This is a genomic window from Plastoroseomonas arctica, assembly GCF_018128965.1.
Lineage (GTDB): Bacteria > Pseudomonadota > Alphaproteobacteria > Acetobacterales > Acetobacteraceae > Plastoroseomonas > Plastoroseomonas arctica.
Genome location: NZ_JAAEDH010000018.1, coordinates 87765 through 102960, shown reverse-complemented (window position 1 = coordinate 102960; position 15196 = coordinate 87765). Strand labels below are relative to the sequence as shown.

Below are 15196 nucleotides of genomic sequence, written 5' to 3'. Positions count from 1 at the left end.
GCCCGCACGGGTCTGCCCGAAGGCGATCTCACCGCCGCCCCCGGCGCCGGAGGCGTCGATGCGCGCACCCGGCAGCGCGAAGGCGCCGCGATCGGCGACCACCTCCACCACGCCGCCGCGGGTGCCCGGCGCCACGCCGCGCGCCTCGACCACGCCTTCGATCACCACCGCGCCGCCGGTGCCGTTGATGACCACGTCGCCGCGCCGCCCGGTCGCGGCATCGGTGTTGGCGGAGATGCGCCCGCCGGCGCGCACCAGCTCGGTCACCACGCCATCGGCCGCGCGCGCGGTCAGCAGCAAGCGCCCGCCCTGCGCTTCGATCACGCCGGTGTTGGTGACCAGCGCGCCGCCGCCTGAGGGCGCGCGCCGCACCGCCCCGGTCACGTCGAAGGCGAACAGCCCATCGCCATGCAGGTCGAGTGTGTGGGTCTCCGCCCCCGCCAGCACGACGGACCCGAGGCGCGCGCTGATGGTGCCACGATTGGCGACCTCGGGTGCGACCAACGCGGCGATGCCGGCCTCGCGCACGGTGATGCTGCCATCGTTGACGATGCGCGCATCGGCGCGGCCGGGCCGGTCGAACACCATCCGGCCGCCGGCCATGAAGCGCTCATTGGCGATGTCGGCGGTCGACGCGATGACGGAGGCTGCATCCACCCGCGCGGTGCCGGTGAACACCACGCCGGCCTGGTTGATGATGATGACGCCGCCATTGGCGCTGATCCCGCCCGCGATGCGCGACGGCTCGCCGCTGCCAACCCGGTTCAGCGTGAGGGCCCGAGCGCTCGGCTGGTCGAAGCGCACGGACTGGTCGCGGCCGACATCGAAGCCGCGCCAGTCGATGATCGCGCGGTCGCTTCCCTGGGTCACCGTCGTGCGGCCAGGCGTCTGCGCGATGGATGCCGCCCCCGCCGTCACCCGCCCACCGGTCGGGCGCGCATCCGGCGCCTGGGCCAGGGCCGGCCACGCGGCGAGCGCGGTGGAGGAGAGCAGGAGCGCGCGGAGCAAGAGCGGCATCGGGGTCATGGCCGGTGGTCTCCTGGAGCGGGGGAAGCGAGCCGTCCCCTCCGCGCCCTTGTGCTGTTCTTCCTGGTCGGCGACGCCATCAGAAGCGCGCGAGCACGCGCCAGTAGATCGCATCCTCGTGCAGCGCGGGAGTGGCATTGCCGTTCGGCCGGCGCGTCTCGCGGCGCACGCCCTCGATCTGCAGCTCGGCCACCTCGTCGATGCCGAGGCGGATGCCGGCCCCGGACGAGGCGATGCGCCGGTCGGGGTCGACCGAGCGGTTCTCCCAGGTGCGGCCGCGATCATGGAACACGTAGAACAGCGGCGCGAGGCGCACCGAGCGGCCGAACACCGTCTGGTCGAAGCCGAAGCCGAGCTGCAATTCCACCGAACCCGCCAAGGCGCGGTCGCCGGTCACCTCGCCGGCGTAGAAGCCACGGCCGAGCCGGGAACCGCCGAGGAAGAATTTCTCGGCGAGGGGCAGGATGTCGTCGCTCCATTGCCCGGCGACCGTGCCCTGCAGCGCGACGGTCGCGCCATCCCAGGGCGAGAACAGCGTCTGCACGCGCGTCGCATCGAAGGCTACGGCGGTGAAGGCGGGCTCGAAGCCCTGGCGGCCGGCGTCGCGGTCATTGCTGCCGGTCGCGCCGAAGGCATCCAGCCCACGGCTGAGCCGCAGTTGCAACGTGTTCGACGCCGGGCGCGAGGCACCCAGCAGTAGGTCGTAGATCGCGCCCTCGGCGCCGAGGCGGAGGATGCGCAGCTGGTCGCGGCTGAGGCGCACATCGCCGCCATTGCCGCTGCCGATGGTGATCTCGCTGTCGAGTAGATCAAAGCCGGCCACGATGTTCAGGCTATAGGCGCGCCGCCGTAGCACCGGGTAGTTGAGCGAGACACCGGCGACCGTCGTCGTCCCCTCATAGCCGATGGCGTTGAGCACGCCCGAGGGCCGCGCCTCGCCTCGCCCGCCATACAGGCGCATGCGCAGGCCGGAGCCGCCGAGGTAAAACTCGCTCGCGATCTGGCCGAACAGCTGGGTGGATTGCGCGCCATACAGCAGCGAGACCTCTGTCCGCTCGGCGAATTGCGTAAAACTGTTGAGTTGGACGACGCCGAGTGCTTGCTCCGGCCCGGTCAGCCGGAAGGCGCGGTTGTCGGCCGTGACGAACCCGCTGACCGGCGCGCGGCTGACCCGGGCCACCAGCACCAGCGAACCCGGCGCCGTGCCCGCCGGGCGCAGAACGGTGCGCAGCGTGACGCCGGGGATCTCCTGGGCGAGCAGCAGCCAGCGCTCCAGCGTCGCGATGTCGAGCGGCCGCGCCTCCTTAAGGCGGTCGAGGAAGCGCAGCAGCTGGGTGGCGGCGGGACCGATGTCGCCATCGAGTTGGACCTCGGTGATCTGGCCCTCGCCGACCACCAGGCGCAGCACGCCATTGGGCGCGAGCACCGCATCCACGGTCGAGAAGACGTAGCCCTCGTTGCGGTACAGCGCGAGGATTGCGGCGCGCGCCGCCTCAAGATTGGCGACCGGCACGGCCGGGCCGACGAGAGGGCCGCCGGCCTCGCCCAGCAGGCGCGCCTCGGGGAAGGCGGTGGCGCCCTCGACCCGCACGCTGCGGACGGTGACGTTGCCCGACTGCCCCGCGGTGGACAGGCCTGGCGTGGGGGCGGGCGCGATGCCGGGGCCGACGCGGGGCGGCTCAACGGGTGCCACGCGGGGGATGGGCGAGCCTTGCGGCACGATGGGGGCCGTCTGCGCCATGGCCGACTGGCCAACGGCGCCGCCGGCGAGGACGGCAGCAAACCCGGCCGCCATGGCGACGCGCGTACCAGTCGATCGGTTCAACGCCATCCCCCTCACAAGCAACACCGGCATCGCCTTGTATCGAATACTGCAGCGATTCGCCCAGGCCCGCGCCCCCACGGAAATCCATGTGACGCCGGATCGAAAGAAGCGGCAAGGTGGAGAAAGTAACGGATCGGTGATGCAACAGCCGGTCCTTGCGCCCGCCTCTGCGGGCAGCGCGGATCGGCGGGTGTGGACCCGGCTTGCTTGGACGCGGACGGTGCCACGCGCAGCAGCCCGGAACCGCCATCAAGACCCGCCACTGGGACACAACCCGGTCGAACGTAACCCTGCCGCGTGCACGGCACCGCGCCCGTCTGCGTCCCAGCGCACATCAAGCCGCCGAATGGCTGAACAGCATACCGCCTGTATCATAGGTTAAAAAAGAGTTTCTCGCTTCAGTTTAACTTACGCGTGATCACATTTTTCAAGCAATTGTGAATTTTGAAATGATCGTTCCGCCCTAGCGACGGGGCGCGCGATGGCATACGGATGCGCCGCTTTCGAAATCACTAATTTTCGAGAAAAAACGACAAAACAGCGCGTCACGGCGATCGCCACGTCCGAAGAGAGACACACCATGCCAAGACTTCATGCGGACCTGGAATCGAACCGCCGTGGCGACCGCCTCGCCACCGCGCTCCGCGTGGCGCTGTCCGCCTCGCCCCTTCTGCTTGCCCTGGCACCGCTTCCCGCCGCGGCGGACTGCGTGACCGTGGGCCTGACCACGACCTGCAACACCTCCGCACCGAACCCCTTCCCCACACGTGTGGGCGATGGGCCGGTGCCCGCCGACGATGGCCGCACGGTCATCATCACAAACGGTGCCAGCATCCTCACCGGCAACGTCGCCGCGATCAGCCTCCGCGATGGCGGGACCATCACGGTGCAGAGCGGCGGCTCGGCGCAGAGCGTCGGGGTCACCGATGTCGGCCCCTACAATGCGGGCCCCAACACCATCGAGTTCCGCAACAACACCACCCTCACCATCGAACAGGGCGCCCAGGTCCTCGCCACCGGCACCATCCTGCAAGGCGAGGCGATCAATCCCCAGGGCACCGGCAACATCATCATCAACAGCGGGCTGATCCGCGCCGACAACGCCGCGGCCCTCTGGTTCGAAACCTTCGTCGGCCGCAATACGGTCATCAACAACGCGACCGGCGTCATCCAGGCGACGGCGGTGCCCAGCGTCATCGGCTTCGGTGACGGCCTCGGCACCGTCGGCATGTCCACGCTCGACTTCACCAATCGTGGCGCCGTCATCGGCAATCTGATCTTCGGCAGCGGCGACGACATCCTCCGCCTCTACGCCGGCCAGACAATCAGCGGCAACCTGTCCGGCGGGCTCGGCAACGACACCATCTATCTGAGCGGGACGGCCCCGGGCAGCTTCACCGGCCTCGCCCCGGATTTCGAGACGCTGATCAAGAACGACGCCGGCACCTGGACCATCACCGGTCCCATCACCGGCCCCACCTCCGTCACCATCCAGGCCGGCACGCTGATCCTCACCGGGGACAATTCCGCCTATGCCGGCACGCTGACCGTCGACGCCGCCGGCACCCTGCAGGGCCGCGCGCAAGTGCTGCCGGCGGTGATCACCGACAATGGCCTGGTGCGCTTCGCCCAGCCCGATGCCGGCACCTATGCCGGGCTGATCACCGGCACAGGCTCGGTCGAGAAGACCGGCGCGGGCGTGCTCACCCTCGCACCCTCGGCGGTGGGCGGGAACACCTATACCGGCAGCACGATCCTCACCGGCGGCGTGCTGGCCATCGCGGCGGACAACGCGATCGGCGCGCCGACCGCGGCCGTCGTCTTCAACGGCGGCACGCTGCGCTACAATGCGGCCTTCGACCTGGCGGCGACGCGCCCGGTCTCGATCACCGCTGCCGGCGGCACCATCGACACCAACGGCCTTGCCACCACCATCACGCAGGGGGTGACCGGCGCGGGCGGCCTCGCGGTGACCGGCGGAGGGCGGCTGGTGCTGACTGGAGCCAGCACCTATGCCGGCGGCACCTCGATCGCCGCGGGCACCCGGCTGCAGCTCGGCAATGGCGGCAGCAGCGGCGCCATCCTCGGCAATGTCGCCAATGCCGGGACGCTGGCCTTCAACCGCGCCGACACGCTGACCTTCGCCGGCGTCGTCTCGGGCACCGGCGGCGTCGAGCAGGCCGGCCCGGGCACTACGGTCTTGACCGGCGCCAGCACCTATTCGGGCGCCACGGCGGTCAATGCCGGGACCCTGCGCGCAGGCGCGACCAATGCGTTCAGTCCCGCCTCCGCCTATGCCGTCGCCGCCGGCGCGACGCTCGACACCGCGGGGCTCAACCAGACCGTCGCGGGCCTGACCAATGCCGGGCTGGTCACGCTGCGCGGCGCCGCGCCGGGTGCAACGCTGACGGTCGCGGGCAATTATGTCGGACAGGGCGGCGTGGTCGCACTGAACACGGTGCTCGCCGGCGACGGCGCGCCGTCCGACCGGTTCGTGATCCGCGGCGGCACCGCCACCGGCGACACGCGCCTGCGCATCGTCAATGCCGGGGGCTCGGGCGCGCAGACGCGTGCCGACGGCATCCGCGTGGTGGAGACGAACCAGGGCGGCACCACGGCGGCGGGCGCCTTCCGCCTGGACACGCGCGTGACCGCTGGCGCCTACGAGTATCGCCTGTTCCGCGGCGGCAGCACGAGCACGGACGACTACTTCCTGCGCTCCTTCCTCGACGATGGTCCGGGCAGGCCCGGCTCGACGGTGCCGCTCTACCGGCCCGAGGCGGCGCTGTATGCGCCGATCCCTGCGATCGGCCGCCAGATGGGCCTCGTGGGGCTTGGCACGTTGCATGAGCGCGTCGGCGAGGAGGAGAACATCCGTGACCTCGAGGGCTCGCGCCCCTACGCCAATGGCGGCTGGGCGCGCGCCATCGGCGAGCGCAGCGAGACCCGCTGGGACGGCACCGTGGATGCCCGCGTCACCGGCGACCTCGTCGGGTTGCAGGCCGGTTTCGACATCCTGCGCTACCAGGCGCCGAGCGGACATCGCGACCATGTCGGCGTCTATGCCGCCTACCTCGACTACAACGGTTCGGCCAATGGCTTCGCTTTGGGCCAGCAGGGGCTGCGGGTCGGCCGCCTCACGCTCAGCGGGCCTGCGGCGGGCGCCTACTGGACGCATTTCGGGCCGAGCGGCTGGTATCTCGACGCCGTGGTCCAGGCGCATTGGTTCGACGTGACCGCGCGCTCCGACTACAGCTCGCGGCTGACGACCAACGGCTCGGGCCTGACCGCCTCGCTCGAGGGTGGCTACCCGATCCGCTTCGGCGCCAACTGGCAGGTGGAGCCGCAGGCGCAGCTGATCTGGCAGAGCGTCTCGATCGACCGCAGCCGCGACGCCTTCTCCTCGGTGAGCTGGGATGAGGGCGATGCGGTGACCGGGCGGCTCGGCGCGCGTGTGCAATACACCGGCCGGGACGAGACGACGCTCTGGCAGCCCTACGCCAAGGTCAATCTCTGGCACGCCTTCTCGGGCACCGACCGCGCGACGCTCGGCAACTCGGCGCCGATCGAGAATCGCTACGGCGACACCGCGCTCGAAGTCGGCGCCGGCGTCACCGCGCGCATCTCGCGCACCACCAGCTTCTACGCGCATGCCGATTACCGCTGGAGCCTGGATGGCGAGCGCACCCGCCAGACCGCGGTACAGGGCGCCGTCGGCATCCGGGTGAATTTCTAGACCCCGTGGGAAAGGCCTTGGCCGGGGGATCGGCACCGCCCGCGGCCGGTGCCGATCCCTGCGCAGGCAGCAAGGCGGCGCCATGAGCCTGGTCAGCATCATCGTCCCGAGCTTCAACGGCGGCGGCACGCTCCACACGCCCGTGCGGTCCATCGCCGCGCAGACGCATCGGGACATCGAGCTCATCATCGTCGATGACGGTTCCACGGACCATACGCGGGCGGTTGCGGAAAAGCTGGTGAGCGGGGTGGGGGTCCCCGCGCGCATCGTCGGCCATGACCGCAATCTCGGGCTCAGCCACGCCCGCAACACCGGGCTCGCGCATGCCGGGGGCGAGTGGATCCAGTTCCTCGATTCCGATGATTGCATCGCGCCGACGAAGATCGCCGCGCAGATCGCGGTCGCGGCAAGCGCGGGGCACGCGACCGCCTCGGTTTATTCGCCGTTCCAGACCTTCGCGATCAAGGGCGGCGAGAGCGCCCCGGTCGATCCCTGGCTCTTCCCCGATGTCGAGGAGGCTCACCCTGTGGCGTTCCTGCTCGCCCACAGCTTCGTGCATCTGTCGGCGACGCTCACGCGCCGCACCGCGATGCAGGCTGTTGGCGGCTTCCGGCAGGACGCGGTGCCGTGGGAGGATGACGAGATCAAGGTCCGCATGGCCCTCGCCGGCCACCGCTTCATCCGGGTTCCCACCGCCGAGCCGGCGTTCTTCTGGCGCGTCTATCCCGAACAGCAGCGTTGGGGAGGCGAGAATGCGCGCTACCGGATCGGACGTGTGGCGGATGGCTTCCTCGCCGCGGTGAAGCTCGCCCTGCGCGGTGCGGCACCGGACGAGGCGGCGCTGCCAGCCGCCGTGCTCGCCGAAGTCGAGGATCAGCTGACGTCGCAGGTCCGCCTCATGTATCGCCACGATCGGCAGACGGGCGATGGCTTCCTGCGCGATGTGCTGGCCTACCACCCACGCTTCCGCCCGTCGCGGCCGCTGTTGTCGGGCCCGGTCTCCCGCCTGCTCGGCGTGCGCAGGTTCGAGCGCATGGTCGCCGATGTGCGTGGTCTTCGGAGCGGCCTGTGGCGGCCGGACCACGGGGCCCCGAACCGGTAGCCATCGTCACGCCTGCAGCTAGTGGAACAGCCGCGGCAGCCACAGTGACAGCGCCGGCACATAGGTCACCAGCAGCAGCACCACGACGCCGGCCAGGTAGAAGGGCAGGCTCGTCTTCGTCGCTTCCCACATCGAGATCTTGCCCACAGCGCAGGCGACGAACAGCACCGGGCCGACCGGTGGCGTGATCAGCCCGATGCCGAGGTTGAGGATCATCACAATGCCGAACTGCACCGGGTCCATCCCGAGCGCCTTGACCACCGGCAGGAAGATCGGCGTGCCGATCATGATCAGCGGCGCCATGTCCATGAAGGTGCCGAGCAGCAGCAGGATCACGTTGATCAGCAGCAGGGTGAGTATCGGGTTCTCGGTGATCCCCTGCATCAGCGTCACCGTGGCCGCCGGCACCTGCAGCAGCGCCATCAGCCAGCCGAACGCCGTCGCGGTGCCGATGATCAGCATGACCATCCCCGTGGTGCGCACCGCGCCCAGCACCGCGTCGCGGAAGCCCGCGACATCGAGGCTGCGATAGACGAGGATCGTCACCAGCAGGGCATAGAGCACCGCGACGCAGGCGCTTTCCGTCGCGGTGAAGATGCCGCTGCGCACGCCGGCGAAGATGATGACGATGAGCATCAGCCCAGGCAGCGCGCCGAAGGCGAGGCGACACAGCACCCACCATCCCGGGAAGGTCTCGCGCGGGTAGCCGCGGCGCACCGCGACGAGCCAGGCCGCGACCATGAGCGCGACCATCAACAGCAGGCCCGGGATGATGCCGGCGGTGAACAGGTCCGCGACGCTCAGCACCCCGCCGGCGGCGATGACATAGAGGATCATGTTGTGGCTGGGCGGGATCAACAGGTCGATCAGCGCGGCATTCGCGGTGACGTTGACGGCGTAGTCCCGCGCATAGCCGCGCTTGACCATCTGCGGGATCATCACCCCGCCCACCGCGCTCGCATCCGCCACGGCGGATCCGGAGACGCCACCGAACAGCGTGGCCGCGATGATGTTCACCTGCCCCAGCCCGCCGCGCATGTGCCCGACCATGGCCGCGGCCAGGCCCACCAGCCGGTCCGCGATGCGCCCGCGCAGCATCAGGTCGCCGGCGAAGATGAAGAAAGGGATCGCCAGCATGGAGAACACGTTCATGCCCGAGGAGAGCTGCTGGAACACCACCACCGCCGGCAGGTCCATGTAGAGCACCGTGACCAGTGCTGCCGCGCCGAGTGCGAAGGCCACCGGCGTGCCGATCAGCAACAGCACGCTGAAGGCGCCCATCAGGATGGTGACTTCCATCTCAGGCGTCGCTGACGAGCAGCGTCTCGGATTGGCCGGGGGCCGGGGCGCCGCGCAGGCCGGCGGCCAGGCGCTCCAGCCCGAACAGGGTGATCAACGCGCCGCCGAGCACGATCGGCAGGTATTCAACGCCGCTCGGCAGGCCCGTGGTCGGCAGCGTCGCGTCCCAGACGCCGGCCGCGAGCTCGGCGCCGAACCACACCATGCCGAAGCCGAACGCCGCGATGACGAGGTCGCTGAGCAACGCGCAGACCTTTGCCAGCGGGGCCGGCATCGCACCGCGGAGCGAGTCGAACCCCATATGCGTGCCCTCCCGCACGCCGGCCGCGGCCGCGCCGAGGATGACCCAGCCGAGCAGCAGCATCGCCACCTGCTCCGCCCAGGCGGGGGTGTCGTTCAGCACGAAGCGCCCGAACACCGCCCAGCCGACGATCACCACCATGGCGACCAGCGCGACGCCGGCCAACGCCAGCGCGGCGCGGCAGGCCACGGCAAGGGCGGCGGACAGCACGCCCATCTAGGCGGCCTCACGGATTCGGTTGACCAGCGCGCGCATGCGCGGGTCGCGGGCGAACTGGTCGTAGACCGGCGCCATGGCGCGGGCGAAGGCTTCCTTGTCGACGTCGTTGACCAGCGATCCGCCGGCGGTGACGGCCTGCTTGGACGCCTCTGTCTGCGCGTCCCAGAGCCGGCGCATCTCGCCCACGCTTTCCTTCGCCGCCTGGCGGAGTATGCCCTGAAGGTCGCGCGGCAGCCGGTCGAAGCTGCGCTTGGAGGCGACCAGGATCTCCGGCGACATGGAGTGCTCGGTGACGCAGTAGTGCTTCGCCACCTCGAAATGCCGGGTGGAGTGGTAGGAGGGCCAGTTGTTCTCGGCCCCGTCGACGACGCCGGTCTGCAGGGCGGAGTAGACCTCGCCGAAGGGCAGCGGCGTGGCATTGGCGCCCACGGCCCGCATGATCGCTACCCAGAGGTCGGATTGCTGCACGCGGATCTTGAGGCCGCGCATGTCCTCGGGCGTCCGGGCGGCGCGGCCGCGCGTGTAGAAGCTGCGCGCCCCGCTGTCGTAGTAGCAAAGCCCGACGAAGCCGTGACGGTCGGCGCCGGCGATGATCTCGTCGCCGATCGTGCCGTCCATCACGCGGCGCATATGTGCCTCGTCGCGGAAGACGAAGGGCAGACCGGGAACGACGGTCTCTGGAACCAGGTTGTTGAGCGGGCCGAAATTCACCCGGTTGAGGTCGATGACGCCGAAGCGCGTCTGTTCCAGCGTCTCGCGCTCCTCGCCGAGCTGGCGAGAGTGGAACAGCTGGATGCGTAGCCGGCCGGCCGAGCGTTCCTCAACCAGGCGGCCCATGAACTTGACGGCCTCGACGGTCGGGTAGCCATCGGGGTGGGTGTCGGCCGAGCGGAGTGTGATGGTCTGCGCCGAGACTCGCCCGCCTATCCATGGAAGGGCAAGCGGAGCAAGAGCCGAGGCGCGCACCAGAGTTCGGCGCGCAATCGCGGGGCTGGTCATGGAACGCCTCCTTGATCCCGTCTGATGCGGGTTTGTCGACCGCTGCAATAGCAGGGCGGAGGGGCGGCCACCAGCCAGACGCTGGGGACGGTAATTCAGGTGAGGAGGGAGGATTGGCGCCAGGCGGTCAGAATATCTGATGGCGCGGAGCGTGGGATTGCTCGTCGGCGGGAACCGCTAGGATCGTCTATTAAGCCCGAATGCTGCGCCCTGACAGCTGGGGCCACGGTCGGCCGTGATCTGGATCTCGACCTAAGAGTATGGTCGTGATGAACACTGAAGTCCGGCTTGGAGTAGAGGCTGCGCGCCTCCGCTTGGCGTGGTAGGCCGGAGGCCACGTCCTTTCGAACGTGGCCCCGCCGGTCATACCAGTTGCGGCACCTTACTCCTTGGCGTCGCGAACGGCGTCCTTGGCTCCGCCGACGGCGTTCTGCACCTTGCCGGCGGCCTTGTCGGCCTTGCCTTCGGCTTGCAGCTTGGCATCGCCCGTCACCTTGCCCGCGGCGTCCTTGATGGCGCCCTTGGCCTGCTTGACGGTACCTTCGATGCGATCCTTGTCCATGGTCCAGGCTCCTTTTCCCGCACGACCGGAATGGCGAGCGGCTACACCGAGCCAAACGCAAATCCCGCGCCCTGGTTGCGCCATTCGGCGTCGCGTGAAACGGATTTGGGCACTGGCCGTTGTCCACCCATCACAAGAGGACGCCGCAAATGCTTCTGCCCCATGGTGCGACCATCGCTGTCATCGACGGGGAGAAGCTTCGGCTTTTCCGCAACACCGGAAAGGTCGGCGAGACCAAGCTAGTCGCGCTGGAGGAGCCGGCGCTCGGCAGCGACAACAAGAGCTCGGGCGCACGCCACGGCAGCAGCGCCGGCAATCCGGACGACAGCCGGCTCGAGGAGGACAGCTTCGTAGTGGCGGTGGCCGGCTGGCTCAACACCCAGGCGCTAGGCCATGGCATCGACGCGCTGGCGGTGATCGCGGCGCCGAAGTCGCTCGGCGAGCTGCGAAAGCATTACCACAAGGCGCTGGAGGCCAAGTTGGTCGTCGAGCTGGCGAAGGACCTCACCGGGCATTCCATCGCCGACATCGAGGCGGCCTTGGAGAAGGCCTGAGAAGGGCCACTGGCCGAGCGGGTATGCGTGGGCATTGAAGGAGGAATGGTGCCCAGGGGAGGAATCGAACCACCGACACTGCGATTTTCAGTCGCATGCTCTACCAACTGAGCTACCTGGGCCCGTAGCACTCGGGAGGCGCGTCTCTACCCCCTCGCGCCCCGGGGATCAAGCGCCCTTCCCCGGCTTTCCCCGCGCCTTCTGCTGACCAGCCGGATGCCGCCCCTCGCGGCAGGCATCCGAGCAGAACCGCACCTGCTCCCAGTCCCGCGCCCATTTCTTCCGCCACGCGAAGGGGCGCCCGCAAGCGGCGCAGATCTTCTCCGGCAGGTTCGGCTTGCGATGCGCCACGCGTCACTCGCCCAGCCGGATCTCGCCCGAGACGCGCCCGCGCTTGGAATCGACCAGCAGCACCCGATCGCCATCCGGCCGGCGCACCCAGATGGTCACCAGCCCCTCGGCCGCGCTCACCCCTTCGATCGCGCTTCCCGCCGGCTGGCGCAAGGCGATGCCCTCGGCGGTCGGGGACCCGCCGCCCACCTTCTGGACGAGCGCCACCACCAGGCCCAGGGTGCCGGCGACGATCAGTACCCCCATCACCACGACCAAAATCTTGAGCCCGCGCACCGAAACACCCCCCATCGAAATCCGCGCCGAACCCGACCAGGCCGGAACCCGCGCGGACCGCTTCCTCGCGGCCGCGATAGACGGGCTGTCGCGCAGCCGCGTCAAGGCACTGATGGAAGCCGGCCACGCGACTCGCGATGGCGCGCCGCTGACCGATCCTTCCGAACCGATCCGCGCGGGCGCGCTCTACGCGCTCACCATCCCACCGCCCACGCCGGCGCGGCCCGAGGCGCAGGACATCCCGTTGTCCATCCTGTTCGAGGATGCGCATCTGATCGTGCTGGACAAGCCGGCCGGCCTCGTCGTGCACCCCGCGCCGGGCAATCTCGACGGAACCCTCGTCAATGCCCTGCTCGCCCATGCGGGGGACGACCTCACGGGCATCGGTGGCGAGAAGCGGCCGGGCATCGTCCACCGGCTCGACAAGGAAACCTCCGGCGTCATGGTCGTCGCCAAGACCGAGCGCGCGCTGCAGATCCTGTCGCAGACCTTCGCGGACCGTGATTTGGACCGCAGCTACATCGCGCTCGTCTGGGGCTTGCCATCGCCGCTCGAGGGCGAAATCGACACGGTCATCGGTCGCCACCCTGTGGACCGCAAGCGCATGGCGGTGCTCGAAGGCCGCGAGGCGGCGCGGGGCAAGCAGGCGATTACCCGGTACGCCACCACGCGTGGTTACGGCACCGGCTGTGCGCTGATCCGCTGCAAGCTGATGACCGGGCGCACCCATCAGATCCGCGTCCACCTGGCGCACAAGGGCAACCCGCTGGTGGGCGACCCGACCTACCTCAAGCGCATCCCCGCTGCGGCACGGTCATTATCGGGCCCGGTGCGCAACGCCCTGCTGGCTTTCCCGCGGCAGGCGTTGCATGCGGCGTCGCTCGGATTCCGTCACCCCATCACGGGAGCGGAGATGGCGTTCGAAACAACGCTTCCTGAGGATTTTCAATCGCTTGTCATGTTGCTCGACGGTGACCGGCAGTAACCCGACTGTTGCGGTCGGTTTTTCTTGCGGGCGCCGGAAATCTCCGCTAGGTTTATGACGTCGAGGCAATGTCAGGTGCCGCTACAATCCGGTCCGCCCATTTCCAGGGAGATCGGCTGGGCCTGATGGGGTCAAGGCTCGGAGACCGCGGCGTCGTGAGAAGGCGCCAACGAAACCGATCACCCTTTCCGGGCGTAATACCCGGTACACTCGCCGATCCGGACCCCGCCATCTTGGGGAGGTTCGCAGGCGTCGGAGGCAGATGAGCATCATGGCGTCCGTTACAAGCACCCCGATGGCCCCAGAGGGCAATCTTTCCCGCTATCTTCAAGATATCCGCAAGTTTCCGATGCTGGCTCCCGAGGAGGAGCTGCGCCTGGCCAAGCTGTGGCGCGACAAGGAGGACAGCGAGGCGGCGCACAAGCTCGTCACCTCCCACCTTCGCCTCGTCGCCAAGATCGCGATGGGCTACCGCGGCTACGGGCTGCCGGTCGGCGAGCTGATCTCCGAAGGCAATGTCGGCATGATGCAGGCAGTGCGTCGGTTCGACCCGGATCGCGGCTTCCGCCTGGCGACGTACGCCATGTGGTGGATCCGTGCCGCGATACAGGAATACATCCTGCACAGTTGGTCGCTGGTGAAGATGGGCACGACCGCCGCTCAGAAGAAGCTTTTCTTCAATCTCCGCCGGCTCAAGGGCCAGATGGCGGCGCTTGAGGAAGGTGACCTCCGGCCCGAGCACGTGGCGAAGATCGCCAAGACGCTCGCCGTGCCGGAGCAGGACGTCATCTCGATGAACCGCCGCCTGGCCTCCTCCGACCAGTCGCTGAATGCGCCCGTTCGCGCTGACAGCGAGGGCGAGTGGCAGGATTGGTTGGTCGACGAAGGCGAGAACCAGGAGCAGGAACTTGCCGAGCGCGAAGACATGGGCAACCGCCGCGAACTTCTCGGCGAGGCGCTCAAGACGCTGAACGAGCGGGAGCGCCACATCCTGATCGAGCGGCGCCTCAAGGAAGAGCCCACCACGCTCGAGGAACTCTCGCAGCAGTATAACATCAGCCGCGAGCGGGTGCGTCAGATCGAGGTTCGCGCCTTCGAAAAGCTGCAGAAGTCGATGAGGCAGCAGATCACCGAGAAGCGCCTCGAACTCGTCGGTTGAGGCGATAAGGAAGTAAGCGGCGCTTGTTTTCTGCAAGCGCCGCTTTTCTTTATCAAGGGCTTGGCGATGAGTCCGGGTTGAGGGTGCCTGAATTCCTTACCCACGGTGATGACGACGACCGATGAGCGTCATCACGCGGTCCCATTGGACCCCGCGCTTCGCATGAGCGCAAGATCGCTCCAGACAGGAGCCATCATCATGCCAGACACCATCAACCATACGCGTACCGATACCGACGTTTACCCAGCCGGCATGCGCATTGGCCACGTCCACCTCAAGGTCGCCGATATCGAGCGCGGGTTGCGCTTCTGGCGCGACGCCATCGGCCTCGAGGTTCAGGCGCGGATCGGCGACCAGGCGGTCTTCCTGAGCGTCGACGGCTATCACCACCACATCGCGCTTAACACCTGGGACAGCAAGGGCGGCGAGCCCCCTGCCCGCGGCACCACGGGCCTGTTCCATGTGGCGCTGGTCTACCCCGATCGGCCGGCGCTCGCGCGCGCCTTGAAGCGGCTCATGGCACATGGGATCGCGCTCGACGGCGCCTCGGACCACGGGGTTTCGGAGGCGCTCTACCTGCACGACCCGGACGGCAACGGCGTCGAACTCTACCGTGATCGCGCGCCGTCGGATTGGCCGCGGAACACGAGCGGGAAGATCGAAATGTATACGCGACGCCTCGATGTGCAGAAACTGCTCGAAGACGCGTAACAAGCAATGGCATTCTTGACCGCGAACGCGATCAAGATGGGATGTCATGCGCATTGTTGTCGGTATTGCTACAGCGGGTCGTAGAGACATC

At 68.6% G+C, this 15196-nt stretch carries 14 protein-coding genes and 1 tRNA gene; 6 read left to right on the top strand and 9 right to left on the bottom strand.

Annotation, left to right across the window (positions count from 1 at the left end; all coding sequences use genetic code 11):
* The coding region (locus GXW79_RS15540) for a two-partner secretion domain-containing protein (protein ID WP_211875342.1) at nt 1-1026 on the bottom strand (1026 nt) is incomplete at its 3' end.
* A 79-nt stretch (nt 1027-1105) separates the two neighbouring features.
* Nucleotides 1106-2851: a ShlB/FhaC/HecB family hemolysin secretion/activation protein gene (locus GXW79_RS15535; protein WP_211875341.1), complete on the bottom strand. Its 1746-nt coding sequence runs from the start codon at nt 2849-2851 to the stop codon at nt 1106-1108.
* 580 nt (nt 2852-3431) lie between these two features.
* On the opposite strand from GXW79_RS15535, the gene GXW79_RS15530 reads away from it, so the two are divergent.
* Both GXW79_RS15530 and GXW79_RS15525 read left to right on the top strand, forming a co-directional pair.
* Nucleotides 3432-6587: an autotransporter family protein gene (locus GXW79_RS15530; protein WP_211875340.1), complete on the top strand. Its 3156-nt coding sequence runs from the start codon at nt 3432-3434 to the stop codon at nt 6585-6587.
* 82 nt (nt 6588-6669) lie between these two features.
* Nucleotides 6670-7689 (top strand): glycosyltransferase family 2 protein, encoded by a 1020-nt coding sequence (locus GXW79_RS15525; RefSeq protein WP_211875339.1) that lies wholly within the window; start codon nt 6670-6672, stop codon nt 7687-7689.
* Nucleotides 7690-7707: 18 nt separating this feature from the next.
* On the opposite strand, the gene GXW79_RS15520 is transcribed toward GXW79_RS15525, so the two are convergent.
* The 4 genes from GXW79_RS15520 to GXW79_RS15505 all read right to left on the bottom strand — a co-directional run bounded on the left by GXW79_RS15520 (nt 7708) and on the right by GXW79_RS15505 (nt 11069).
* Complete coding sequence (locus GXW79_RS15520) at nt 7708-8988, bottom strand: TRAP transporter large permease (protein ID WP_211875338.1); 1281 nt, start codon at nt 8986-8988, stop codon at nt 7708-7710.
* A 1-nt stretch (nt 8989) separates the two neighbouring features.
* Nucleotides 8990-9505, bottom strand: coding sequence for a TRAP transporter small permease (locus GXW79_RS15515; RefSeq protein WP_211875337.1), 516 nt, complete (start codon nt 9503-9505; stop codon nt 8990-8992).
* Nucleotides 9506-10507, bottom strand: coding sequence for a TRAP transporter substrate-binding protein (locus GXW79_RS15510; protein WP_211875336.1), 1002 nt, complete (start codon nt 10505-10507; stop codon nt 9506-9508).
* A gap of 382 nt (nt 10508-10889) precedes the next feature.
* Nucleotides 10890-11069 carry a CsbD family protein gene (locus tag GXW79_RS15505; RefSeq protein WP_211875335.1) on the bottom strand — a complete coding sequence of 60 codons (180 nt, stop codon included), beginning with the start codon at nt 11067-11069 and terminating at the stop codon, nt 10890-10892.
* Nucleotides 11070-11218: 149 nt separating this feature from the next.
* On the opposite strand from GXW79_RS15505, the gene GXW79_RS15500 reads away from it, so the two are divergent.
* Nucleotides 11219-11623 carry a host attachment family protein gene (locus tag GXW79_RS15500; protein WP_211875334.1) on the top strand — a complete coding sequence of 135 codons (405 nt, stop codon included), beginning with the start codon at nt 11219-11221 and terminating at the stop codon, nt 11621-11623.
* Nucleotides 11624-11669: 46 nt separating this feature from the next.
* Here the strand turns inward: GXW79_RS15500 and GXW79_RS15495 are convergent.
* From GXW79_RS15495 to GXW79_RS15485, 3 genes are all read right to left on the bottom strand, one after another.
* Nucleotides 11670-11745: transfer RNA gene (locus GXW79_RS15495), tRNA-Phe, on the bottom strand.
* 46 nt (nt 11746-11791) lie between these two features.
* Nucleotides 11792-11974 (bottom strand): DUF2256 domain-containing protein, encoded by a 183-nt coding sequence (locus tag GXW79_RS15490; RefSeq protein ID WP_211875333.1) that lies wholly within the window; start codon nt 11972-11974, stop codon nt 11792-11794.
* Between the two features lie 3 nt (nt 11975-11977).
* On the bottom strand, nt 11978-12250 hold the full coding sequence (locus GXW79_RS15485) for a DUF6476 family protein (protein ID WP_367614929.1): 273 nt from the start codon (nt 12248-12250) through the stop codon (nt 11978-11980).
* On the opposite strand from GXW79_RS15485, the gene GXW79_RS15480 reads away from it, so the two are divergent.
* The 3 genes from GXW79_RS15480 to GXW79_RS15470 all read left to right on the top strand — a co-directional run bounded on the left by GXW79_RS15480 (nt 12237) and on the right by GXW79_RS15470 (nt 15105).
* Entirely contained in the window at nt 12237-13235 is a 999-nt protein-coding gene (locus GXW79_RS15480; RefSeq protein WP_246504036.1) for an RluA family pseudouridine synthase, read from the top strand. The two genes, GXW79_RS15485 and GXW79_RS15480, sit on opposite strands and share 14 nt — an antisense overlap.
* Before the next feature lie 271 nt (nt 13236-13506).
* Nucleotides 13507-14394, top strand: coding sequence for an RNA polymerase sigma factor RpoH (gene rpoH / locus GXW79_RS15475; RefSeq protein WP_211875350.1), 888 nt, complete (start codon nt 13507-13509; stop codon nt 14392-14394).
* A 198-nt stretch (nt 14395-14592) separates the two neighbouring features.
* Nucleotides 14593-15105, top strand: a complete 513-nt coding sequence (locus GXW79_RS15470) for a VOC family protein (RefSeq protein WP_211875331.1) — start codon at nt 14593-14595, stop codon at nt 15103-15105.
* Nucleotides 15106-15196 lie beyond the last annotated feature (91 nt).

Bases quoted from the DNA above. Each gene is read 5' to 3' on its own strand.
- GXW79_RS15530 (WP_211875340.1), top strand. From the start codon at position 3,432: ATGCCAAGACTTCATGCGGACCTGGAATCGAACCGCCGTGGCGACCGC.
- GXW79_RS15525 (WP_211875339.1), top strand. From the start codon at position 6,670: ATGAGCCTGGTCAGCATCATCGTCCCGAGCTTCAACGGCGGCGGCACG.
- GXW79_RS15520 (WP_211875338.1), bottom strand. From the start codon at position 8,988: ATGGAAGTCACCATCCTGATGGGCGCCTTCAGCGTGCTGTTGCTGATC.
- GXW79_RS15515 (WP_211875337.1), bottom strand. From the start codon at position 9,505: ATGGGCGTGCTGTCCGCCGCCCTTGCCGTGGCCTGCCGCGCCGCGCTG.
- GXW79_RS15510 (WP_211875336.1), bottom strand. From the start codon at position 10,507: ATGACCAGCCCCGCGATTGCGCGCCGAACTCTGGTGCGCGCCTCGGCT.
- GXW79_RS15505 (WP_211875335.1), bottom strand. From the start codon at position 11,069: ATGGACAAGGATCGCATCGAAGGTACCGTCAAGCAGGCCAAGGGCGCC.
- GXW79_RS15500 (WP_211875334.1), top strand. From the start codon at position 11,219: ATGCTTCTGCCCCATGGTGCGACCATCGCTGTCATCGACGGGGAGAAG.
- rpoH (WP_211875350.1), top strand. From the start codon at position 13,507: ATGGCGTCCGTTACAAGCACCCCGATGGCCCCAGAGGGCAATCTTTCC.
- GXW79_RS15470 (WP_211875331.1), top strand. From the start codon at position 14,593: ATGCCAGACACCATCAACCATACGCGTACCGATACCGACGTTTACCCA.